Origin of the sequence: Streptomyces sediminimaris (genome assembly GCF_047049295.1) — a bacterium.
Lineage (GTDB): Bacteria > Actinomycetota > Actinomycetes > Streptomycetales > Streptomycetaceae > Streptomyces > Streptomyces sediminimaris.
Map to the genome: position 1 here is coordinate 1,009,998 of NZ_JBJWOT010000001.1, position 21,708 is coordinate 1,031,705.

The 21,708-nt window shown below is 74.3% G+C and carries 17 protein-coding genes; 9 read left to right on the top strand and 8 right to left on the bottom strand.

Annotated elements, in window-relative coordinates; all coding sequences use genetic code 11:
- Positions 1 to 18 precede the first annotated feature (18 nt).
- Positions 19 to 708, top strand: coding sequence for an HAD family hydrolase (locus ACJ9NR_RS04690; protein WP_412490513.1), 690 nt, complete (start codon positions 19 to 21; stop codon positions 706 to 708).
- A 40-nt stretch (positions 709 to 748) separates the two neighbouring features.
- Here the strand turns inward: ACJ9NR_RS04690 and ACJ9NR_RS04695 are convergent, their stop codons facing one another.
- Positions 749 to 997: a DUF2630 family protein gene (locus ACJ9NR_RS04695; RefSeq protein ID WP_412489611.1), complete on the bottom strand. Its 249-nt coding sequence runs from the start codon at positions 995 to 997 to the stop codon at positions 749 to 751.
- A gap of 253 nt (positions 998 to 1,250) precedes the next feature.
- Here ACJ9NR_RS04695 and ACJ9NR_RS04700 point away from each other — a divergent pair, with 253 nt between their 5' ends.
- Positions 1,251 to 2,000 carry a TetR/AcrR family transcriptional regulator gene (locus tag ACJ9NR_RS04700; RefSeq protein WP_412489610.1) on the top strand — a complete coding sequence of 250 codons (750 nt, stop codon included), beginning with the start codon at positions 1,251 to 1,253 and terminating at the stop codon, positions 1,998 to 2,000.
- 10 nt (positions 2,001 to 2,010) lie between these two features.
- Here the strand turns inward: ACJ9NR_RS04700 and ACJ9NR_RS04705 are convergent, their stop codons facing one another.
- Positions 2,011 to 2,490 carry a DUF6214 family protein gene (locus tag ACJ9NR_RS04705; protein WP_412489609.1) on the bottom strand — a complete coding sequence of 160 codons (480 nt, stop codon included), beginning with the start codon at positions 2,488 to 2,490 and terminating at the stop codon, positions 2,011 to 2,013.
- A gap of 191 nt (positions 2,491 to 2,681) precedes the next feature.
- On the opposite strand from ACJ9NR_RS04705, the gene ACJ9NR_RS04710 reads away from it, so the two are divergent.
- Positions 2,682 to 4,076 carry an FAD-dependent oxidoreductase gene (locus ACJ9NR_RS04710; RefSeq protein ID WP_412489608.1) on the top strand — a complete coding sequence of 465 codons (1,395 nt, stop codon included), beginning with the start codon at positions 2,682 to 2,684 and terminating at the stop codon, positions 4,074 to 4,076.
- A 170-nt stretch (positions 4,077 to 4,246) separates the two neighbouring features.
- On the opposite strand, the gene ACJ9NR_RS04715 is transcribed toward ACJ9NR_RS04710, so the two are convergent.
- On the bottom strand, positions 4,247 to 4,600 hold the full coding sequence (locus tag ACJ9NR_RS04715) for an ArsR/SmtB family transcription factor (protein WP_412489607.1): 354 nt from the start codon (positions 4,598 to 4,600) through the stop codon (positions 4,247 to 4,249).
- A gap of 100 nt (positions 4,601 to 4,700) precedes the next feature.
- On the opposite strand from ACJ9NR_RS04715, the gene ACJ9NR_RS04720 reads away from it, so the two are divergent.
- Complete coding sequence (locus ACJ9NR_RS04720; protein WP_412489606.1) at positions 4,701 to 5,780, top strand: NADH:flavin oxidoreductase/NADH oxidase; 1,080 nt, start codon at positions 4,701 to 4,703, stop codon at positions 5,778 to 5,780.
- 127 nt (positions 5,781 to 5,907) lie between these two features.
- Here ACJ9NR_RS04720 and ACJ9NR_RS04725 read toward each other — a convergent pair whose 3' ends face one another.
- The 3 genes from ACJ9NR_RS04725 to ACJ9NR_RS04735 form a co-directional block, all read right to left on the bottom strand.
- Positions 5,908 to 10,188, bottom strand: coding sequence for a cation-translocating P-type ATPase (locus tag ACJ9NR_RS04725; RefSeq protein WP_412489605.1), 4,281 nt, complete (start codon positions 10,186 to 10,188; stop codon positions 5,908 to 5,910).
- A 9-nt stretch (positions 10,189 to 10,197) separates the two neighbouring features.
- Positions 10,198 to 11,022 carry a hypothetical protein gene (locus ACJ9NR_RS04730; protein WP_412489604.1) on the bottom strand — a complete coding sequence of 275 codons (825 nt, stop codon included), beginning with the start codon at positions 11,020 to 11,022 and terminating at the stop codon, positions 10,198 to 10,200.
- Between the two features lie 277 nt (positions 11,023 to 11,299).
- Positions 11,300 to 12,037 carry a PaaX family transcriptional regulator C-terminal domain-containing protein gene (locus tag ACJ9NR_RS04735; RefSeq protein WP_412489603.1) on the bottom strand — a complete coding sequence of 246 codons (738 nt, stop codon included), beginning with the start codon at positions 12,035 to 12,037 and terminating at the stop codon, positions 11,300 to 11,302.
- Between the two features lie 71 nt (positions 12,038 to 12,108).
- On the opposite strand from ACJ9NR_RS04735, the gene ACJ9NR_RS04740 reads away from it, so the two are divergent.
- From ACJ9NR_RS04740 to ACJ9NR_RS04755, 4 genes are all read left to right on the top strand, one after another.
- Positions 12,109 to 13,776 (top strand): DNA alkylation response protein, encoded by a 1,668-nt coding sequence (locus ACJ9NR_RS04740; protein ID WP_412489602.1) that lies wholly within the window; start codon positions 12,109 to 12,111, stop codon positions 13,774 to 13,776.
- 245 nt (positions 13,777 to 14,021) lie between these two features.
- A complete protein-coding gene (locus ACJ9NR_RS04745) occupies positions 14,022 to 15,278 on the top strand; it encodes an EfeM/EfeO family lipoprotein (RefSeq protein WP_412489601.1) in 1,257 nt (418 codons plus the stop codon).
- Positions 15,275 to 16,498 (top strand): iron uptake transporter deferrochelatase/peroxidase subunit, encoded by a 1,224-nt coding sequence (gene efeB / locus ACJ9NR_RS04750; RefSeq protein ID WP_412489600.1) that lies wholly within the window; start codon positions 15,275 to 15,277, stop codon positions 16,496 to 16,498. The genes ACJ9NR_RS04745 and efeB overlap by 4 nt, the downstream gene beginning before the upstream one ends.
- Before the next feature lie 187 nt (positions 16,499 to 16,685).
- Positions 16,686 to 18,575 carry a phospholipase C gene (locus ACJ9NR_RS04755; RefSeq protein ID WP_412489599.1) on the top strand — a complete coding sequence of 630 codons (1,890 nt, stop codon included), beginning with the start codon at positions 16,686 to 16,688 and terminating at the stop codon, positions 18,573 to 18,575.
- A gap of 68 nt (positions 18,576 to 18,643) precedes the next feature.
- On the opposite strand, the gene ACJ9NR_RS04760 is transcribed toward ACJ9NR_RS04755, so the two are convergent.
- Both ACJ9NR_RS04760 and ACJ9NR_RS04765 read right to left on the bottom strand, forming a co-directional pair.
- A complete protein-coding gene (locus tag ACJ9NR_RS04760) occupies positions 18,644 to 19,477 on the bottom strand; it encodes an MIP/aquaporin family protein (protein WP_412489598.1) in 834 nt (277 codons plus the stop codon).
- Positions 19,478 to 19,747: 270 nt separating this feature from the next.
- Positions 19,748 to 20,332, bottom strand: coding sequence for an Rv1733c family protein (locus ACJ9NR_RS04765; RefSeq protein ID WP_412489597.1), 585 nt, complete (start codon positions 20,330 to 20,332; stop codon positions 19,748 to 19,750).
- Between the two features lie 213 nt (positions 20,333 to 20,545).
- Between ACJ9NR_RS04765 and ACJ9NR_RS04770 the strand changes: the two genes are divergently transcribed.
- Complete coding sequence (locus ACJ9NR_RS04770) at positions 20,546 to 21,700, top strand: WD40/YVTN/BNR-like repeat-containing protein (protein WP_412489596.1); 1,155 nt, start codon at positions 20,546 to 20,548, stop codon at positions 21,698 to 21,700.
- Positions 21,701 to 21,708: the final 8 nt, after the last annotated feature.

Consider the following 21,708-nt stretch of genomic DNA (forward strand, 5'->3'; position numbering starts at 1 on the left):
CGTAAGATCCCCACCATGATGACGGCCGTCCTCTTCGACTTCTCCGGCACCCTCTTCCGCGTCGAGTCCACCGAGTCATGGCTGCGCGCGGTGCTCGACGAGGCCGGGATCGCGCTCGCGGAACCGGAGTTCGGCCAGGCGGCCGAGGCGCTTCACGTGTCGGGGGCGCTGCCCGGTGGCGCGCCCCCGGCGCAGGTGCCCGGGAACCTCGCCGAGGTGTGGCCGATCCGGGACCGGAGCGCCGAGCTGCACCGGACCGCCTACACCGGGCTCTCCCGCCAGGTGCCGCTGCCCGACCCCGCCCTGCACGACGCCCTGTACGACCGGCACATGCGGCCGGAGGCGTGGGCGCCCTACCCCGACGCCGCCGAGGTCCTGGACGGGCTGAGCGAGCGCGGCATCCGCGTCGGCGTGGTCAGCAACATCGGCTGGGACCTGCGCCCCGTCTTCCGCGAGCACGGCCTCGACCGGTTCGTGGACACCTACGTCCTGTCCTGCGAACACGGCGTCCAGAAGCCCGACCCCCGGCTGTTCGCGACGGCCTGCGAGGCGCTCGGGGCCGATCCGCGCGACGTCCTGATGGTCGGGGACAACCGGCGGGCGGACGGCGGCGCCGCGGCCCTGGGGTGCCGGGTGCACATGGTGGACCACCTGCCGGCGAACGAGCGGCCGGACGCGCTGCGGCCCGTGCTGGACCTGGTGGGCTGAGCGGACCGGCCCGGCCCGCCCGGCCGTCACCGGGCCCGGCTCACTCCAGATACCCCTCCACCTGCGACGACGGGCGCACCGCGGCCTGGTCCGGGTTCTCTCCGTACTCGGCCTTCGCACGTCGCTGCCGCAGCAGATCCCAGCACTGGTCGAGCTCGCGCTCCAGTTCGCCGAGCCGCTGCCGCTCCGTCGTGCCGTCGATCTCGCCGGCCGAGAGGGACGCACGGAGTTCGCGCTCGTTCTCGACCATCTCCGTGATCCTGGCCAGGATCCGCTGGTCCTGTTCCATCTCCGCGGGCCTCCTCCGCTCGGCATTCGTGCCCACTGTAGGGACGGGCGGGCCGTCGTGCGACGGGAGCGCCGAGTCCGGCCGCGATGCGGGAAGTAGCCTGAGGACACCTTCTGGGCGATGTGACCGTCCGCCTGAGACGATCCCCCGCGTCGCCCCAGACGGACGGCAGCCCTGACCAGCCCCTACGGGGCCCGGATCGGGACCCTGCCGAGTATAGTTGGCTGGCAGCCAGTCAACGCAGGAGTCCAGCATGTCCCCGCGCAGCGCCTCGGTCAATGAAGAGTTGCGGCGGCGATCCCGGGAACGGCTTCTGCAGGCGGCCGTCGAACTGGTCGGCGAGCGTGGCTACGAGGCGACGACGCTCGCCGACATCGCCGACAGGGCCGGCTCGGCGCGCGGTCTGGTGTCGTACTACTTCCCCGGCAAACGCCAGCTCGTGCAGTCCGCGGTGCACCGGCTGATGCACCGCACGCTGGAGGAGGCGGTGGAACGGGAGCCGCGCAGCGCGGACGGCCGGGAGCGGATGGCGCGGGCCATCGACGCGATCCTGGGCCTGGGCCGGGACCGGCCCGTGCTGATGCGCCAGCACATGGCCGGGCTGCTGCAGGCGGAGGGCTTCGTGCAGTGCCCGGAGCAGCAGCGCCTGGCCGAGCTGCTGCGGGACGTGGTCACCCGGCACGGGTCGCGGGACGTCGACGTGGACTATCCGATGATGCGGTCCCTGCTGATGGGCGCCGTCTACGCGATGGTGCTGCCGAACGTCCCGATGCCGATCACGACGCTGCGGGCCGAGCTGTTCAAGCGCTACCGGCTCGACTGGGAGATGGGCCTGCCGCCCGGCGGCGGCGCCGCGGCGGCCGCGGCCGGGGATTCGGACCTGTCGCGGTTCTTCGCGACCGGCGAGGACACGACCGGCGAGGACGCGACCGGCGAGGAGCCGGACGCGCGGCCCGACGCGCCGGAGCCGCCCGACGCCTCCGGACAGCGGGGCCGGTTGTAGCCGCCCGCCGCTACGAGGCAGGCCGGCGACGCGCGTGACGGGGCGTCAGGAACCCCGAGTCGCGCGCCTGCGAGATCAGCCGGAGCGACTTGCGCCGGCTGTGCCCCGTCGCGCACATCACCGCGAGAACGGGGTCCGCGCCCCGCTGCTGTGCCGTCCGGTACTCCTGGGCGACGCGGCGCCGGCCCTCGATCCCGCGGGGCCAGGTGGGCCGCGAGCGCCGGGCTCCCGCGGACGTGCGGTGCGCCGCGGCCGGACCGGGTGCGGGGGCGCACGCCCGGAAGAGCGGTTCCTCGATCCAGTCGGCGAGCTCCGCGAGGTCGTCCAGGGACAGGGGCGGCTGGGCCCGGACCTCCTCAAGCGAGACGGATCCGCCGCCGACCACGGCGAGCACGTCGATGCGGGCGCCGTCGCCGAAGCCCAGCCGGACGGTGAACCACGAGGTGGTGCGCTCACCCTCCCGCACTTGCCAGGCGGGCCACACGGACACCGTGCCGTCCGTCGGACAACGATCAGAAAGATCAAGAAAGGATGCTTCCATCACACGCGCTACGTAACCACCCGCTCACACACCGCCCGGAGTGGACACGCACGCCCACGGTGCGCCTGCACCCTGTCAGCGCAGCAGCGGCGGTGCGATGCTGGAGCCGTCAGCGATCTCCTCTCGTAAGGAGTTCCGCAGTGCTGCGTGTCGCCGTCGTCGGTTCGGGGCCGAGCGGGGTCTACACCGCCCAGAATCTCGTCCAGCTCCATCCCGACGTGCTCGTCGACGTCATCGACCGCCTGCCGTGCCCCTACGGCCTGGTGCGCTACGGCGTCGCACCCGACCACGAGAAGATCAAGTCACTGCAGAACAACCTGCGTACGGTCCTGGAGCACGAGCGGGTGCGCTTCCTCGGTGCCGTGCCGATCGGCCCCGGCGGGCTGCCCGCGGAGCGGTTGCGGAAGCTGTACCACGCCGTGGTGTACTGCGTGGGCGCGGCCGCCGACCGCCGTCTCGGCATCCCCGGCGAGGATCTGCCGGGCAGTTGGTCGGCGACGCAGTTCGTGTCCTGGTACAGCGCTCATCCGGACGCCGCCGACGAGGGTTTCGTGCGCGACGCCCGGTCGGCCGTGGTGATCGGCGTGGGGAACGTCGCGGTGGACGTCACGCGGATGCTGGCCCGGGGCCCGGCGGAACTCGGCCCCACCGACATGCCGCAGGCGGCATTCCGCGCGCTGGCCGCGAGCCGGGTGCGCGACATCTGCATGGTGGGCCGGCGCGGACCGTCCCAGGCCCGCTTCACCACCAAGGAGCTGCGTGAGCTGGGCGGCCTCCCGGACGCCGGAGTCCTGGTGGATCCCGCGGAGTTGGCGCTGGACCCGGGGTACACGGACCCCTCCGCCCTGCCGGCCGTCCAGCGCCGCAACGTGGAGGTGCTGCGCGGCTGGGCCCGGGCGCCCCGCGAGGACGCCTCGCGCCGGATCCGGCTGCGCTTCTTCCTGCGGCCCGTCGAACTCCTCGCGGACGGGGGCGACTCCGGCCCGGGCGGAGCCGCGAGCACGGCAGGACCGGTGAGGGCGGTCCGCTTCGAGCGGACGGAGCCCGACGGGCGGGGCGGCGTGCGGGGCACGGGACGATTCGAGGACGTCGAGGCGCACTTGGTGCTGCGTTCGGTGGGCTACCGCGGAGTGCCGCTGGACGGGCTGCCGTTCGACGCGTCGAGCGGCACCGTGCCGCATCTCGCGGGGCGGGTCCTGCGCGCGGGCGTCGTCGCGCCGGGCGAGTACGTGGCCGGCTGGATCAAGCGCGGCCCGACGGGCGTGATCGGCACCAACCGCCCGTGCGCCAAGGAGACGGTGCTGTCGCTGCTCGACGACGTCCCGGTGCTCGCGTCCGCTCCCGTGCCCGGGGATCCGGTCGCCGCGCTGCGTGCGGAGGGCGTCGATCCGGTCGAGTGGCCGGGATGGCGGGCGATCGAGCGGGCCGAGGCGGCCCTCGGGGCCTCGCTGGGCCGCGGCGGCGTCGTGAAGCTGGCGGACTGGGAGTCGCTGCTGGCGGCGGCGCGGACGGCGGGGGTACCGCAGGCGCCGTAGCACGGCGGCCAGGCGGCCAGGGGCAGGACACACCCGCAGGGGCCCGGACATCGACGCGCCGCAGCACCGTCCGCGCACGGGCCATCACCGCACCGTACGGTTTCAGCGCGGGCCGCCTGACGGCGATCGCGCCGCACCCGCTCTTCGACCGCCTCCCCGGCGAGGGCGGTTCAGCCGCCGAGCCGGGCCGCCTGCCGGGCGGCCGCGGCGAGCAGGGCGTCGAGGAGCCCCGGGAAGAGCTCGTCCAGGTCGTCCCGGCGCAGGCCGTTCATCTTGGCCGTGCCCCGGTAGCACTGCCGGATCACCCCCGCCTCGCGCAGCACCCGGAAGTGGTGCGTGCTCGTGGACTTGGTCACCGGCAGGGCGAACTGCGAACACGTGAGCTCATCGCTGTCGGCGGCGAGCTCACGCACGATCCGCAGCCGCATGGGGTCGGAGAGCGCGTGCAGCACGGATTCCAGCCGGATGTCCCCGCTCGCGGGGTGCGGCAGGTCACGGTTGCTGGTGGCGGCGGCAGTACTCACGGGGTCATTGTACGAGAGGCGTCGTAGTTTGACATCCGGCGTACTACGATGGGTATCGTACGAAGCGTCCTGCGGTCCCGCGAGAACGGAGCAGCTCCCCATGAGCGCCCTCTTCCAGCCCTTCACCCTGCGTGGCGTGACCATCCCCAACCGGGTCTGGATGGCCCCGATGTGCCAGTACTCGGCCGCACCCGAGGGGCCCGGCACCGGCGCGGCGAACGACTGGCACTTCACGCATCTCGCGGCCCGCGCGACCGGGGGCACCGGCCTGATCCTCACCGAGGCCACGGCCGTCTCGCCCGAGGGCCGGATCTCCCCGTACGACCTGGGCATCTGGAACGACGCACAGGCCGAGGCGTTCCGCCGGATCACCCGCTTCCTCGTCTCCCAGGGCACGGTGCCCGGCATCCAGCTCGCCCACGCCGGCCGCAAGGCCTCGACCGACCGCACCTGGAAGGGCGGAGGGCCGGTGGGGCCGGACGCGTACGGGTGGCAGCCGCTCGCGCCGAGCGCGCTCGCGTTCGACGAGCGGCACGTGGTGCCGACCGAGCTGACGGTAGATCAGATCCAGGCGGTCGTCGGCCAGTTCGCGGACGCCGCCCGCCGTGCGCTCGCAGCCGGCTTCGAAGTGGCCGAGATCCACGGCGCCCACGGCTACCTGATCAACGAGTTCCTCTCGCCGCACTCCAACCACCGCACCGACGCCTACGGCGGCTCGTACGAGAACCGCGTCCGCTTCGCGCTCGAAGTCGCGGACGCCGTACGGGAGGTGTGGCCCGACGACAAGCCGCTGTTCTTCCGCGTCTCGGCGACCGACTGGCTGCAGCGGGGCGGCTGGACGGCCGACGACACCGTCCGGCTCGCCGCCGATCTCCAGGCGCACGGCATCGACCTGCTCGACGTCTCCACGGGCGGCAACGCCGCCGGCGTCCGCATCCCGACCGGCCCCGGCTACCAGGTGCCCTTCGCCGCGCGGGTGAAGGCCGGGACGTCGCTGCCGGTCGCTGCCGTGGGCCTGATCACCGAGACCGAGCAGGCCGAGAAGATCCTCGCCAACGGCGACGCGGACGCGGTGCTGCTGGGCCGCGAGCTGCTGCGCAACCCGTCGTGGGCGCGGCACGCGGCCCGCGAACTCGGCGCGGACGTGCACGTGCCGGACCAGTACCACCGGTCGGTGTAGTCCGGTTCGGTGCGGGCCCGGGGTGGTGGGGGGCGGGACGGCGTGTGTCCGGCCGTGGTGTGTCCGGGGCCCGGCCGAAGGGGAGTCAGGAGCCGGGCAACACCCGGCCGGCCGCCCTCCGGGCGCCTCACCCCGCCAACCGCCGCACCGCCGCCTCCATCCCGGGCAGCGCCCGCTGTCCCCACAGGGCGAGCGCGATCGCCGCGGCAACGCCGGTCCAGGCGACCGGGCCCAGCGGGGTGCAGCCGAACAGGCGGCTGACGCCCGGCGTCTGGACGAGGGCGAACAGGGCGACCGCGGAGCCGATGGACGTGGCCCGGACGAGCGGGCTGTCGCGGCGGTCGAGAAGGGTCTGGGCGAGCTGCGTGCCCACCACCCCGCACAGCGCCATGGTGCCGGAGCGGCGGGCGGTGCCCGGCGTGAAGCGGCCGAACAGCCAGGCGGCCACCGCACCCACCGTGGTCGTCAGGGCGCGATGGCGGATCTGCGTGATGAGGGGCCTGCCGAGCACGTCCAGCGTGTCCTCCGGCCGTCCGGCGACCGCGCGGGCGGCCTCCTCGTTCGGCGTGACCGCGACCGCCATCGCCGGGAACAGGTCCGTGAACAGGTTGACCAGCAGCATCTGGCGGGTGGTCAGCGGCGCCGCGCCCGACAGCAGCGTGCCCAGGATGCCGAAGCCCACCTCGCCCGCGTTCCCGCCGATCAGGATGGCGATGGCGTCGGCGACGCTGTGCCACAGGGCCCGGCCCTCGTGCACGGCCTCGATCAGGACCGACAGATCGCCGTCCGTCAGGACGAGGTCGGCGGCGTTGCGGGCGGCCGCCGAACCGCGGGCGCTGATGCCCACGCCGACGTCGGCGGCGCGGATCGCTGCGGCGTCGTTGGCGCCGTCGCCGACCATGGCGACGACCCGGCCCGCGTCCCGCAGCGCCTCGATCACCTGGAGCTTCTGCTCGGGCGCCACCCGGGCCACCACAGCCACGTCCTCGAGCATCCGGCTCCTGGCCGAACGGTCCGCCGCCATCAGCTCGTCACCGGTGACCACCGCCCTGTCGGAGGGCCAGCCGAGGTCCGCCGCGATGGACCGGGCGGTCTGCGGATGGTCGCCGGTGAGCATGACCGGCCGTACGCCCGCCTCCGCCAGGCCGCGCACCAGGGCCGGGGAGGTCTCGCGGGGCGCGTCCGCCAACGCCACCAGACCGGCGAACTCCAGGTTCCGGAGCGGCTGGTCGAGCAGGCCGGTCTCCGACTCGTCGTCCCCGAGGCGCCGTTCGGCCACCGCCAGGACCCGTAGTCCGTCACGGGCGAGGTCGTGCGCCGCGTCGGAGACGGACGGCGGCCGGCCGGCGCAGGCGGGCAGGACGACCTCCGGGGCCCCCTTGACCACGAGCACACGGGGTCCGTCCCCGGTCCGGCCGACGGCCGCGGCGTAACCGCGGCCGGCCTCGAACGGCTGCCCCTCGAGCTGGGTCCAGCCGGGGTCCGGGCCGGCCGCCTCGAGCACGGCCTCGTCGGTGGCGTGCACCGGCCGCTCGGAGCCGCCGTTCAGCTGCGGGCAGGCGCGTGCCGCGGCCCGCAGCGCGGCCGCGCCCGCCGGGTCGTCCTTCGCCCGGACCGTGCCGCCGTCGTCGCAGACCCGCGCCAGGCGCAGCCGGTTCTCGGTGAGGGTGCCGGTCTTGTCGAAGCAGATGATGTCCATACGGCCCAGCGCCTCGAGCGTGCGCGGGGTGCGCACCAGGACACCGCGCCGGCTCAGCCGCCGGGACGCGGCGAGCTGGGCCACGGTGGCCACCAGCGGCAGTCCCTCGGGCACGGCCGCCACGGCGACGGCCACTCCCCCGCTGACGGCACGGCGGACGGGGGTGCCCCGCAGCAGTGACAGACCCGTGACGGCCGCCCCGCCCGCCATCGTCAGCGGCAGGGCCTTGCGGGTGAGTTCCTGCAGCCGGACCTGCACACCGGCCGCCGGGGGCGTGCGCGCGGCGAGGTGGACGGCGCGGGCGGCCTCGGTGCGCTCGCCGGTGTCGACCACGACGGCCCGGGCCAGTCCGGCCACCACGGTGGTGCCCTCGTAGACCATGCAGCTCCGGTCGGCGATCGGGGCCTCGGGGGTGGGGTCCGTCTGCTTCTCCACCGGCAGGGACTCCCCGGTCAGCGCCGACTCGTCGACCTCCAGGCCGTCCTGCCACAGCAGCCGGGCGTCGGCCGGGACCACGTCGTCCGTCTTCAGCTCGATCACGTCGCCCGGCCCCAGCAGGGTGGCGTCGACCGTGCGCGGTTCGCCCGCCCGGTCCTCGTCCGGGGGCGCGACGCGTGCCTTCTGTTTCTGCTGGGCGAGCAGCCGCGACAGCGCCTGCTCGGCCCGCAGCCGCTGGACACCGCCGACCAGCGCGTTGAGGTCCAGGGCGCCGACGACCAGCAGGGCGTCCATGGCGGAGCCCAGGATCGCCTCGGCAGCCGAGCCGACCGCGAGGACGGGGGTGAGCGGGTCGTCCAGCTCCTCGCGCACGGCGTGGGCGAGCTGCACGGACCAGCGCACGGGCGCGAGGAGAGGATGTGCCGTACGCGCGGCCGCGGCCGCCTCGCCGGTCTCCCGCTCGGGGGCCGCTTCGTCGCCGGGCATCCGCTCCAGCGTGTCCCGGACGTCCTGCGGCTCCAGTTCGTGCCAGGCCACGCGCGGGCGCGGATGCGGGGCGTGGACCGCGGCCACCCGCCACGCGGCCCGCGCCCCCGAGAACAGGGCCACCGCCGCGCTCACGTCGACCGGTGTGTGCCGCAGTCCGGGCCAGGACGTCCGGCCGGACCCCCGCGACTCGCCGATCGCCACGAGCAGTCCGGACAGGGCGGCACCGGACCGGGCCAGGACCTGCGACCTGCGGCCCACCGCGCGGGCGGCCGGGATCGCGGTGAGCAGCCGCCACACGTCGGGCAGGCCGTGCAGGGCGAGCACGTCCGCGCCCCACACGACCGCGCTGTCGTGATCGGCGAGGGCGACGGCCACGTCACCGCCGAGCAGCCCCGCCAGCACCGCGGCGTCGTCGGCCGAGCGGGGCCGGGCGACGGTGACCACGGCGCCGCCCTCCGCGCGCAGCTCGGCCACCACATCGCTGAGCGGCCGCCCGGCGGACACCACGCGGTCGGCCAGACCCGCGATCTCCGACAGGGCGGGGTCGTCCACCAGCACGACGCTCAGCCCGGCGCGCCGCGCCGCGTCCAGGACGGGCTCGGCCCACGCGTCCGCCTCACCGCCGGGGTCGCACAGTGCGCTCGGATGCAGGACGACCGTGCCGGCCATCTCGATCTCCCGCAGCCGTTCGGTGTTGCGCACCAGGACACCCGCCCGGGACAGCGTGGTGCTCAGTACGGCGTGGAAGGCTGCGGGCCCGTAGCGCGCGGCCTTGGGAGAGCCGGCGAGGACCGCTTCGGCCGCCTCGTTCATGTCACGCTTGACCAGCAGGGTGGCGGCGGCACCGAGCAGGCTGCCGGCCGAGGCGTTGCCGGCGTACTCCTGCGCCGGGGAGGTGCGCAGCGGGGGTCGCGGGCAGTGGTCCGCGGGCACGCCGACACGCTCGGCGGTGCACACCTCGTCGTGCACGGTCTCGAAGGCGGCCGCGCGGGCCAGCGTCTCGACCAGCTGGCAGGCGCGCAGCGCGCCGTCCAGCACCAGGGCGTTCGGGGTCCCGCCCACGCCGTGCGTGGCCGCGTTCAGGGCCGCCAGCAACAGGTCCATGCGGGTGCGGCCGATCCGCGCGCGCAGCCAGGCGCGCACGGCGGGGTTCTCGCGCAGCAGCGTCACCAGCGCCGTCAGCTGGCGGGGCGTGGGCGGCAGGCGCAGCAGGCGGCCGGCCAGGCCGATCGCGACACCCGCCCCGTCGATGGCGAGCGCCTCCATGGCGGCCCGTACTCCGGCCTGATCGGCCGGATGCCCGAACTCCTCCACTCCGTCGTCCGCCGGGGTGAGCCCGTGCCGGGCCGCGAGCGCGGTGGCCGCGTCCACGACCTCGTCGCCGACCGCCTCGTCGACCGCTTCGACCACGAGCCGCCGCAGGCCGCCGTCCCAGTAGGCGTAGAGGACGTCGGGGCGCTCGGCCAGCGCCGCGGCCACCTTCCGCACCCGGTTCTCCCGCCCGCCGTCCGGCAGCGCCGGGTCGGGCAGTTCGGGGCGCAGGGCCAGGTGCGCCCGCGCGCCGGACCGCCAGGGCCGCGGGCCATTCGGCAGCGCCGCGCGGGCGATCCGTGCGAGGTGCGCCGCGCCGTCCGCGCCGCGGACCCCGGCGCGGGCCGTTTTGGCCGCCGCCCCGGCGGCCGCGCCCACGACGGGCGCGGCCCCGCGGACCAGCAGCCGGGGACCGGCCGCCATCACTCCCACCGCCGCGACGGCCGGCCGCGACAGTAGTCCCAGGACCATCGCGTGCCCTCAGCCGGTCGTACGGTCGGCCGGCGCCGCCGGCGCGTCCTCGTCCGTCAGCGGACCGCCGCCGCCGAGGAGACCGCGGTCGGGCTCACCCGGCTCGGTGGCCTCCGCCTCCCGTACGGGGCCGGGAGGCGTCGGGCCGGCGGAGGCCGGGGGCGTGGCGACGGTGGGATCCGGCGGCGTCACACCGGTGCCGGCCGAGGCTGCCGTACCGGCCCGGGCCGGAGGTGTCGTGCCGGCGGGATCGGACGGCGGTGCACCGGCGGACGCCGGGGACTCCGTGTCCGTGGGCGTTTCCGTGCGGAAGGGAGCCGCCGGTACGTCGTCCGCCGACCCCTCCGCGCCGGGGTACGCAGCCGCTTGCTCGTCCACCGGTTCCGTGCCGAAGGGGGAGGCCGGTTCCTCGTCCACCGGCACCGCGCCCCGGTATCCCGGAGCGATCACGTCCCCGGAGCCCTCACCGTCCTCGTCCTCGCGCTCTCCACCGCGTCCGCGGTCCTCACTCGCCCTGCTGTCCTCACTCCCCCCGCGCTCCTCGCCGGCCTCCCGCTCAGGGCGCTCGCCCGGCCGGGGCTGCGTCAGCCAGGCCACCGCCGCGCCGGTGACGGCGACCGGCCACTCCACCACGCCCGCCACGCCCAGGACGCCCGCGCCCGCGTACACCGCCAGCCGCCGCCCACGCGGTGACACCGCTCCCACCTTGTCCAGGGCCTGTTCCGCCGCCCTGCCCACCACTGCCGCACCGGGCACCTTCCGCAACGCCGAGGCCGCATTCCGCAGCGGCCCCGGGAGGGTGACCGACGACGACCGATGCTCCTGCTGAGCCATGGCTCTCCTCGTTCCGTATGAGATCGCGGTTCCGTATGAGATCGCGTGCCGGACTTGGCGAGTTCCCCTTCGGCGCCGCGTCACCCGGCCCTGGTGAAAGCGGCCGGAGCCGCGCGGCGCGAACGTCGCGGGAGCGCTCCCGGGCGACGCGACCTGTACGTACGCGTAGCCGGATATCACCAACATGTACAGACATAACCGACATGCAGGGCCCCTGCGGTGGCGGCCCCGGCCGTACGAGCGCACTCGCACGGCGTTTCGCACGGACGCCGGCGCGTCAGCGCCCGATCGCCCCGGTGACCTCCCGCTGGAAGTCCGCGTACGCGGCGCGCAGGGCCGCGCCGGGCCAGTCGGCGGGCAGGAGTGCGGGCGGCAGCACGGGATCGGCCAGCAGATGGCGCACGACCGCGGCGAAGGCGGTGAAGCGGTCGGCCGGGCGGTGCGCCCGGGCGACACGGTCGAGCAGGGCGCGGGCGGTGGCGGCCCAGGTCTCCAGCGGCCAGAGCTCCCCGGCCAGTTCGCGCGCCGGCCGGCCGGGGCGGGCGGTGTAGGTCTGGCCGACCCGCGTGAGGTCGTCCGGCAGGGCGCGCCGGAGGTTGGCCGGGCGCAGCCACACGCCCTCGCGGAGTTCGGCCAGCCGCAGCGCGGTCAGCCGGGTGCGCAGGTCGGCGCGTTCGGCGGGCCCGCGGCCCGTCACCGTGATCACCACCATCTCCCAGTCGCCGTCCCACGCGCGCGTGCGCGCCTCCACCGCCTCGTCCTGGCGGCGCTGGCGGGCCAGCAGCCGGTCGCTGAGCCGGTAGACGGCGTCGGCACGGCGCAGGTCACCGGCGGCGACCATCCGGCTGAGGGCGGCGCGCAGAGTGGAGCCGCCGACGCCGAAGGGCTCCACCGCGCGGACGAGTTCCCTGACCGGGAGCTCCGGCGGATGGGTGCCCAGCAGCAGGCTCAGCACGACCGACCGCGCGGACAGCGGCGGCAGCCCTGCCTCACCCGCCCGCGGTGACACGTTCATGGGCCCGTACTTTACGTGCGGCCTTCTGTTGCAGCATTGCTGCGACTGTGGAAAAGGTGCAACATGACCGCATGGCCTCGACACCCTCGCCCGCGCAGCCGCGGGACCAGTACGCCACCCACGCCGTCACCAACCAGCCTCCCGACCTGGCTCCCTACGACGCCTCGGAGGACACGGCCCTGCTGGAGGGGCTGCGCCGCGAGGGTGCCGGCTGGGCCGAGGAGGACATCCGGCGGCTGGGGCTGCGGGCCGGCAGCGCCGAGACCCAGGAGTGGGCCGAGCAGGCCAACGTCCACGAGCCCGTGCTGCGCACCCACGACCGGTACGGCAACCGCGTCGACGAGGTCGACTTCCACCCGAGCTGGCACCACCTGTTGCGGGCCGCCGTCGCCGAGGGCCTGGCGGGGGCGCCGTGGGCGGACGAGCGGCCCGGCGCCCATGTCGCCCGGACCGCCGGCGGCCTGGTGTGGGGGCACACCGACGCCGGGCACGGCTGCCCGACCTCGATGACGTACGCGGCCGTACCGGCCCTGCGCGCCCAGCCCGAACTCGCGAAGGTCTACGAGCCGCTGCTGACCGGCCGGGAGTACGATCCCGAGCTGCGGGTGCCGACCGAGAAGCCCGGTCTGCTGGCCGGCATGGGGATGACCGAGAAGCAGGGTGGCTCCGACGTCCGTACGAACACGACGACGGCGTGGCCGACCGCCGAACCGGGCGTGTACCAGCTGCGCGGGCACAAGTGGTTCACCTCCGCGCCGATGTGCGACGTGTTCCTGGTGCTGGCGCAGGCTCCGGAGGGCCTGTCGTGCTTCCTGGTGCCGCGGATCCTGCCCGACGGAACCCGCAACACCTTCCGCATCCAGCGGCTGAAGGACAAGCTCGGCAACCGCTCCAACGCCTCCTCCGAGCCGGAGTTCGACGGGACGGTGGCCTGGCTGGTCGGGCCCGAGGGCCGGGGCGTCAGGACGATCATCGAGATGGTCAACTGCACGCGCCTGGACTGCGTGATGATGTCGGCCGCGCTGATGCGCAAGACGCTCGTCGAGGCGGGGCACCACGTGCGCCACCGCAGCGCGTTCGGGGCGCGGCTGGTCGACCAGCCGCTGATGCGCAACGTCCTGGCCGACCTCGCGCTGGAGTCGGAGGCCGCCACGGCGCTCACCCTGCGGCTGGCGGGCGCCGCGGACCGGGCGGTGCGCGGCGACGCCGGTGAGGCCGCCTTCCGGCGGATCGCGACGGCCGTCGGCAAGTACTGGGTGACCAAGCGGGGCCCGGCCTTCACCGCGGAGGCACTGGAGTGTCTCGGCGGCAACGGCTACGTGGAGGAGTCGGGCATGCCCCGGCACTACCGCGAGGCGCCGCTGCTGTCGATCTGGGAGGGCTCGGGGAACGTCAACGCCCTCGACGTCCTGCGGGCGCTGCGCCGCGAGCCCGCCACCGCGCAGGCGCTGTTCGACGAACTCGCCCTGGCGCGGGGCGCGGACGCCCGCCTGGACGACGCCGTGGCCCGGCTGAGGGACCAGCTCACGGCCGGGTCCGAGGCCGGTGCCCGCCGGCTGGTGGAGCGGATGGCGCTGACCCTGCAGGCCTCTCTCCTGGTCCGGCACGCGCCGGCCGCGGTCGCCGACGCCTTCTGCGCCACCCGGCTGGGCGGCGACTGGGGGCACGCCTTCGGCACGCTGCCCGAGGCCGCCGACCTGGACGCCGTCCTGGGCCGCGCGCTGCCGGAGGAGAGCTGAGCCCGCGCGGTGCGCGGTCACCGGTCACGGGACGGCCGGACCTCACGACCCGGCCGCTGCGGAGAGATCACGGGGCATCACCGCATGTGAGAGCGGAGGCGGCCGGCCCTACCGGCGGGTGAACCGCGGGCGAATTCTGGCTCTTGCCATGGTCAGAACCCGGCCAGGACGGCGGTCGCGGCCCCGGGGCCTGCTTAGGATCGTCCGACGCCGCCTCGTCCGTACGACCTCCAGGGAGGACCGGCATGCCCGAAGCCGCAGTCGGCGCCGCAGCCGGGACCGGCTCCGCTCCGCCCCCGCCCCGTCCCTCCCGGCGGCGCACCGTCCTGCTCGCGGGCGGTGCGCTGGCCGTGGCGGCGGCGGTGGTGGCCGCGGCCCTGGCAGCCGGCGGTTCCGGCGGGGACCGTCACCGGGCGGCGCCGGCCGACGGTCTGCGGCACACCACCGTCGAGATCACCTCCGCCGGCTGCGGCCGCGGCTGGAGGCACCCCGCGGCCGGCCGCCAGGTCTTCGATCTGCGCAACTCCTCCGGCAGCGCGGAAGAGGTCTATCTCACCGACCCGGGGACGGGCGCGGTCTACGGCGAGGTCGAGGGGCTCGCACCGGGCACCGAGCGCCCGCTGCGGGTGACCCTCGGCAACGGCAGCTACGCCTTCAAGTGCGTGGCCGACGACGCCGACGCGATCACCGGCCCCACCGTGCGCATCACCGGGAGCACGGTGAGGAGCGGCCCGGCCGCCGTGCCGGTCACCCAGCAGGACCTGATCCCGCCCACGCTCGCGTACCAGAAGTGGATCCAGGCCCGTACGGTCGACCTGGCGCGCAGGACCGGCGCGCTGCGCGACGCGATCGACCGCGGGGACCTCACGGCCGCCCGGAAGGACTGGCTCACCGCGCATCTGGTCTACGAGCGGATGGGGGCCGCCTACGGCACCTTCGGCGACGCGGACACCGCGATCAACGGGACCACCGCGGGACTGCCCGGCGGGGTGCACGACCCGGGCTTCACCGGATTCCACCGGGTGGAGTACGGGCTGTGGCACGGCGAGCCGGCGAGCGGCCTGCGCGCTCCGGCGGCGCGGCTGGTCAAGGCCGTGGACGAGCTGCGCGACCGCTGGCCCGACGAGCGGATGGACCCGGCCGACATAGGCCTGCGCGCGCACGAGATCCTGGAGAACACCGTGCAGTTCGAACTGACCGGCCGTACCGACTACGGCAGCGGCACCAACCTCGCCACCGCCCGCGCCAACCTCGACGGCACGAGCGAACTGCTCGGCCGGCTGCGGCCGTTGCTGAAGACCCGCACCGCGGATCTGCCCGGGATCGACTCCTGGACGGCCCGCACCCGGCGCACCCTCGACGGGTTCGACCACGGCGGGCACTGGACGCCGCTGGACCGGCTGACCCGCGCCCAGCGGGAGAAACTCGACGCGGACATGGGCGAGTTGGTCGAGCGGCTCGCCGACGTGGCAGCCCTGACGGACGTACGGAGGACCGCGTGAACCCGGTGAACAAGGTCGGACGCCGGGGCTTCCTGGCCGGCGCGGCGGCCGTGGCCGGAGGCGGCCTGGTGGCCGCCGACCACCAGGCCGCCTCCGCCTCCGCGCGGGCGGGCGGGAGCACGCGCGTGCCGTTCCACGGGCGGCATCAGGCCGGCATCCTCACCCCCGCGCAGCGCGCCACCGCCTTCGTGTCGTTCGACACCACCGCCGAGAACCGCGGGGAACTGGCCGATCTGCTGCGCACGCTGACCGAGCGCGCCCGGTACCTCACCGCGGGCGGCAGCCCCGAGGAGCTGGGCATCACCGCGCCGCCCGCCGACTCCGGCACGCTCGGCCCGGACGTACCGGCGGACGGTCTGACCGTCACCGTCGGGGTGGGTCCCTCCCTCTTCGACGGCCGTTACGGCCTGGCCTCCCGCAGGCCGCGCCGGCTGACCGCGATGCCGTCCTTCCCCGACGACGACCTGGACGCCGCCTGGTGCCACGGCGATCTGAGCGTGCAGTTGTGCGCCGCGCACCAGGACACGGTGCTGCACGCGCTGCGCGACATCACCCGGCACACCCGCGGCGGCATGCAGGTGCGCTGGCGCATGGACGGATTCGTCAGCCCCTCCCGGCCCTCGGGCACGCCCCGCAACCACCTGGGCTTCAAGGACGGCATCGCCAACCCCGACGTACGCGACGCCCGCGCCATGGACCGCCTGGTGTGGGTGGGCGGCGGGACGGGCGAGCCGGCCTGGGCGGCCGGCGGCAGCTATCAGGTCATCCGGCTCATCCGCATGCTGGTGGAGTTCTGGGACCGGGTCTCGATCACCGAGCAGGAGCGGATGTTCGGCCGGGCCCGGGACACCGGCGCGCCGCTGGACGGCCGCCACGAGAAGGACGCCCCCGACTACGCCCAGGACCCCCAGGGCGACGTCATCCCGCTGGACAGCCACATCCGCAAGGCCAACCCGCGCACCGCCGCCACCGCCGACCAGCGCATCCTGCGCCGCGCCTACAACTACGACCGGGGCACGGACAGCAACGGCAACCTCGACATGGGCCTGCTGTTCTGCTGCTACCAGCAGGACCTGGCCCGGCAGTTCGAGACGGTGCAGAAACGCCTGGCGGGCGAGCCGCTGGTCGACTACATCGTCCCGTTCGGGGGCGGCTACTTCTTCGCCCTGCCCGGTGCGCGCGGCGCCTCCGACTGGCTGGGACGCACGCTGCTGGCCTGAACCCGCCCGTCGGATTCCGGTCAAGAGCAGACCAAGAGGAGATGAGGATTTCCTGACCCAAGATTCTCTGGGGCGTCATTGCCGCTCCCCCAACCCGCCGCCACCATTGCCCAGGATCGGCAATCGATGTCATGGTCACGAGAACGCCGTGACAGTGGAACTCGGTTCTCCCGGAAGGCGAGACAGCATGATCGGCACAGGCAGAACTTCGAGGGCGCGGCGCCGGCTGGCGCGCGCGGGCGCCCTGCTCGGTGCGGCAGCCCTGGCGAGCGCGGGCGGGGTCCTGCCCGCCGCGGCGTCCTCCGCACACGGCGGTCGCGGGCACCACCCCACGCACACCGCGACGCCGATCAAGCACCTCGTGGTGATCTACGACGAGAACATCTCGTTCGACCACTACTTCGCCACGTACCCGAAGGCCGCCAACACCGACGGCACCCCCTTCAAGGCCGCGGCCCGCACCCCGAAGGCGGACAACCTCCTCAACGCCGGGCTGCTGGAGAAGAACCCGAACCTCTACAAGCCCAAGCGGCTGGCCAGTTCGCAGGCCATGACCTGCGACCAGAACCACTCCTACGGCCCCGAGCAGTACGCGGCCGACGGTGGCAAGGCCGACAAGTACGTCGAGAACACCGAGGTCAACAAGTGCAGCGGGCTCTTCGGCGAGCCCGGCCTGGTGATGGACTACTACGACGGCAACACGGTCACGGCGCTGTGGAACTACGCCCAGCACTACTCGCTCAACGACAGGTCGTTCAGCTCGAACTACGGGCCCTCCACCCCCGGCGCGCTCAACCTGATCTCCGGTCAGACGCACGGCGTGATCTCCGTCGACCCGGCCTCCGGCACGGAGAACCCCAAGCAGACCTCGAAGCCGGACCCGTACACCGTCGTCTCCCCCGACGCCAAGGGCGTCGGCACGGTGATCAACGACCCGGACCCCGCCTACGACGACTGCTCGGACAAGGACCACACGTCGGCCAACGCGCTGGCGGCGATGCAGGGCAGGAACATCGGTGACCTGCTCAACCGCAGGGGCGTGAGCTGGGGCTGGTTCCAGGGCGGCTTCCGGCCCAGCACCCCCTGGGACGGCAAGCAGGGCGACTACGCCAAGTGCGGCGGCGCCACCCACACCAACGTCGGCGGCGCCGCGGTGGTCGACTACAGCCCGCACCACTCGCCGTTCCAGTACTACAAGTCGACGTCCAACCCGCACCACCTGGCCCCGAAGAGCGTCGCCGAGATCGGCCACAACGGCCGGGCCAACCACAACTACGACCTGACGGACTTCGACGCCGCCCTCAAGGCCGGCCACCTGCCCGCGGTCAGCTTCCTGAAGGCCGCCGAGTACCAGGACGGCCACGCCGGTTACTCGGACCCGATCGACGAGCAGCACTTCCTGGTCAAGGAGATCAACGCGCTGCAGAAGTCGCCGCAGTGGAGGAGCACCGCGGTCGTGGTCGCCTACGACGACTCCGACGGCTGGTACGACCACGTCGTGTCGAAGGTGCTCAACGGCTCCAAGGACTCCACCGTCGGCTCCAACGGCAAGGCCACCGACAGCCCGGCCTGCCAGTCGGGACCGGCCGCCGCGGGCGGCTACGCGGACCGCTGCGGCCCGGGCACCCGGCAGCCGCTGCTGGTCGTCTCCCCCTACAGCAAGGTGAACTCGGTCGACCACACCGCCACCGAGCAGGCGTCGATCACCCGGTTCATCGAGAACAACTGGTGCACCGGCCGCATCGGTGACGCCTCGTTCGACCGCCGGGCGGGCAGCCTGGGCGGCATGTTCGACTTCCGGCACCCCAACAACAAGCAGGTTCTGCTGGATCCGGACGGCTCGGTCAAGTCCGTGCGGGGCATCCCGCGCCACAGCGCCACGGCCGCCTCGACGTCCGCCGAGGGCGCCTACCCGCCCTACGTGCAGGACCTGAAGGCGCAGAACGTGGCGGACAGCAGCCCCTCCTCCCCGGCCGTGCCGGTCGCCGCAGCCGCCGGTCTGCTCGCCGCCGGCGCGACGGGCACCGCGTTCGTCCTGCACCGCCGCCGGCGGTCGCGGACGGCCGCGGCCCGGTAGGGCGCACCCGCATCAGGAACGCATCGGGAGGGGCCGCGGGCAGAGTGCCCGCGGCCCCTCAGCGCCGTTCAGGCCCCCTCCGTCCCGGCCTTGGGTTCGGGAATCCGGGCCGGTTCGAGTTCCTCGTCGGCGACCGGCAGGAACTTCGAGATGAACAGCCGGTACAGGGCGGCACCGACCACGCCGCCGACCAGCGGCCCGACGATCGGCACCCAGAAGTACAGATTGCCGTACTGGTCCCGCCACGCGGTCCCGTACCCGGTGATGAAGCTGGCCAGCCGCGGCCCGAAGTCACGGGCCGGGTTGATCGCGTAGCCCGCGTCCGTGCCCCAGGCCATGCCGATCGCCACGACCAGGAAGCCGATGATGAGCGGGCCGAGGTTGGCGCCGGGCGGGGTGTTGAGCAGGTCGGTGACGGCGAAGATGACCAGGACCAGGATGGCGGTGCCGATCACCTGGTCGCGCAGGGCACCGAGTTCGCTCACCGGCAGGGTGCCGTTGCCCGGAAGGGTGGAGAAGACGCCCTGGGTCTTGATGGTGTGGCCCGGGTCGGCCTTGGCCAGGACCTCGGTGTAGTTCCAGCGCACCAGCAGCGCCGCGACGAAGGCGCCCGCGGTCTGCGCCAGCGTGTACGGCAGCACCTTCTTCCAGGAGAAGCCCGCGAAGCAGGCCAGCGCCAGGGTGACCGCCGGGTTGATGTGCGCGCCGCTGATGCGCGCGGCGACGTACACGCCGAAGGTGACCCCGAAGCCCCAGGCCCAGGCGATGCTGTCGTGGTCACCGATACCGGCGGCCACCACCTGGGCGACCACACCGCAGCCGAACAGGATGAGGATCATGGTGCCCAGGAACTCGGCCGACAGTTCGCCGACCAGTCGTCTTCCGGGCGTCCGCTCCGCCATGTGGCACCCCTTCCGCCAGAAATGGTTGTATTCGCGAGGGTAGTTGTCCGACGCGAGGCGTCCAGAGGCCCAGCATCAACTGGAGTCACGGCCACCACTTCGGCATGGGCGCACGCCCGTGCGCACGTCCGCCCGACGTCTCGCCCGCGACGGGTCAAGGTCTCACCGAAGACGATGGCACAGGGGCCGGGTGCGCGCAGCGCGACAGCATCCCGGCGGCTCGCCGGTGGCCTCACGGGGCGCGCCGGCTCCCGGGAGGGGGACAGGCCGTCAGAGCGTGTTGCGGCCCCACCGCGGCCCGAAGCGGGCCCACTCGGCGTCCCACCGGGCCATACGGCGGCGTTCCAGGCGGCCGCACAGCACCCGGCCGCCGACGAAGGGCACCGCCGCGGCGCTCAGGCCCACCAGGACGCCGATCAGCACGGAGCGCATCCGGGCCTGGGAGGCGGTGGGCGGCTTCGTGACCAGCTCGCCGTGCGGATCCGTCCAGACGGTCACCGCGCTGCCGGCGGCGCTGCCGGCGCCGACCCGGACCTGGCCGGTGTGCCGGGAGCCGTCCTGCCCCTTCCAGCGCACCCTGCCCCACACCTGCCGGCCGGTGGCCCCGGCCGGGCGGTCCGCGGCCTTTCCGGGCGCCTTCTCCGTCAGCAGTGCCACCGTCTGCCGCCACTCGACGCGCTCGCGGGCCAGCCCGTGCTCGACGGACGCGGTGGCCGCCAGGCCGGCGAGCACTCCGGCCACGAGGGTGACGAGCCACGCGGCGACCACGACCCACGCCTCCACCACGTCGACGCGGCGTCTGAGCGGATTGCGCCGCCAGCGCCACAGCCACGCCTTGGGACCACGGAACGCCATCGAAGGCATCCTCCTCATGCGCGCACGCCCTTCCCCGACCGCCATCCCATACGGGCCAGGACCGTGGGATGCTCACGCCGACTCCCCCGACCCGACGGTCGCACGAGTACCCCCACTCGCGCAGGTGTTGCCGCGCACGGGGCCGGATCTCGTCGCCCGAGCCGCCTCCGCCGTCCTGACCTGCATGGATCCTCACTCCAGGGGTGACTGTCAGTGGCGGGGTGCAGACTGGCCGGTGTCTGGGACGAGGACGTCGACGACGACGTCACGGAGGTGATCGGCATGACCGAGGTACTGCTCGCCGTGGGCACGCGCAAAGGCCTGTTCATCGGGCGCCGGCGCGGGGGCACCTGGGAGTTCGACGAGAGTCCGTATTTCAACGCGCAGGCGATGTACTCGGTGGCCATCGACACCCGCGGCGACCGTCCGCGGCTGCTGGCCGGCGGCGACAGCGCCCACTGGGGACCGTCCGTGTTCCACTCCGACGACCTCGGCCGCACCTGGACCGAGCCCGCCCGGCCCGCGGTCAGGTTCCCCAAGGAGACCGGGGCCTCGCTGGAGCGGGTGTGGCAGCTGCACCCGGCGGCCGCGGAGGACGACGTGGTCTACGCGGGTACGGAGCCGGCCGCGCTCTACCGCTCGGCGGACCGCGGGGAGACCTTCGAGCTGGTGCGCCCCCTGTGGGAGCACCCGACGCGCTCGAAGTGGGTGCCGGGAGGCGGCGGCGAGGGGCTGCACACCGTGGTCACCGACCGGCGGGACCCGCGGGCGGTGACGGTGGCGGTGTCGACCGCCGGGGTGTTCCGGACCACGGACGGCGGGGCGAGCTGGCGGCCCTCCAACTCCGGTGTGTCCGCGGTCTTCCTGCCGGATCCCAACCCGGAGTTCGGGCAGTGCGTGCACAAGGTCGCCCAGGACGCGGCCACGCCGGACCGGCTCTACCTGCAGAACCACTGGGGTGTCTACAGAAGCGACGACGCGGGCGCCCACTGGACCGACATCGGTGAGGGGCTGCCGTCCACCTTCGGCTTCGCCGCGGCCGCCCACCCCCACCGCGGCGACACCGCGTACGTCTTCCCGATCAACGCGGACTCGGACCGGGTGCCCGCCGACCGCCGCTGCCGGGTCTTCCGCACCTCCGACGCGGGCAAGAGCTGGGAACCGCTGTCGGCGGGCCTGCCGCGGGAGGACCACTACGGCACGGTGCTGCGGGACGCGATGTGCACCGACGGCGCCGACCCGGCGGGCGTGTACTTCGGCAACCGCAACGGCGAGGTGTTCGCGTCGGCCGACGACGGCGACAGCTGGCGGCAGCTGGCCTCCCACCTGCCGGACGTGCTGTGCGTACGGGCCGCGGTGGTGGGATGAGGCCCACG

Excerpts from the sequence above, each read along its gene's own strand:
- ACJ9NR_RS04700 (WP_412489610.1), top strand. The coding sequence starts at position 1,251 with ATGTCCCCGCGCAGCGCCTCGGTCAATGAAGAGTTGCGGCGGCGATCC.
- ACJ9NR_RS04725 (WP_412489605.1), bottom strand. The coding sequence starts at position 10,188 with ATGGTCCTGGGACTACTGTCGCGGCCGGCCGTCGCGGCGGTGGGAGTG.
- ACJ9NR_RS04695 (WP_412489611.1), bottom strand. The coding sequence starts at position 997 with ATGGAACAGGACCAGCGGATCCTGGCCAGGATCACGGAGATGGTCGAG.
- ACJ9NR_RS04740 (WP_412489602.1), top strand. The coding sequence starts at position 12,109 with ATGGCCTCGACACCCTCGCCCGCGCAGCCGCGGGACCAGTACGCCACC.
- ACJ9NR_RS04720 (WP_412489606.1), top strand. The coding sequence starts at position 4,701 with ATGAGCGCCCTCTTCCAGCCCTTCACCCTGCGTGGCGTGACCATCCCC.
- ACJ9NR_RS04730 (WP_412489604.1), bottom strand. The coding sequence starts at position 11,022 with ATGGCTCAGCAGGAGCATCGGTCGTCGTCGGTCACCCTCCCGGGGCCG.
- ACJ9NR_RS04765 (WP_412489597.1), bottom strand. The coding sequence starts at position 20,332 with ATGGCGTTCCGTGGTCCCAAGGCGTGGCTGTGGCGCTGGCGGCGCAAT.
- ACJ9NR_RS04745 (WP_412489601.1), top strand. The coding sequence starts at position 14,022 with ATGCCCGAAGCCGCAGTCGGCGCCGCAGCCGGGACCGGCTCCGCTCCG.
- ACJ9NR_RS04755 (WP_412489599.1), top strand. The coding sequence starts at position 16,686 with ATGATCGGCACAGGCAGAACTTCGAGGGCGCGGCGCCGGCTGGCGCGC.
- ACJ9NR_RS04690 (WP_412490513.1), top strand. The coding sequence starts at position 19 with ATGACGGCCGTCCTCTTCGACTTCTCCGGCACCCTCTTCCGCGTCGAG.
- ACJ9NR_RS04760 (WP_412489598.1), bottom strand. The coding sequence starts at position 19,477 with ATGGCGGAGCGGACGCCCGGAAGACGACTGGTCGGCGAACTGTCGGCC.
- ACJ9NR_RS04735 (WP_412489603.1), bottom strand. The coding sequence starts at position 12,037 with ATGAACGTGTCACCGCGGGCGGGTGAGGCAGGGCTGCCGCCGCTGTCC.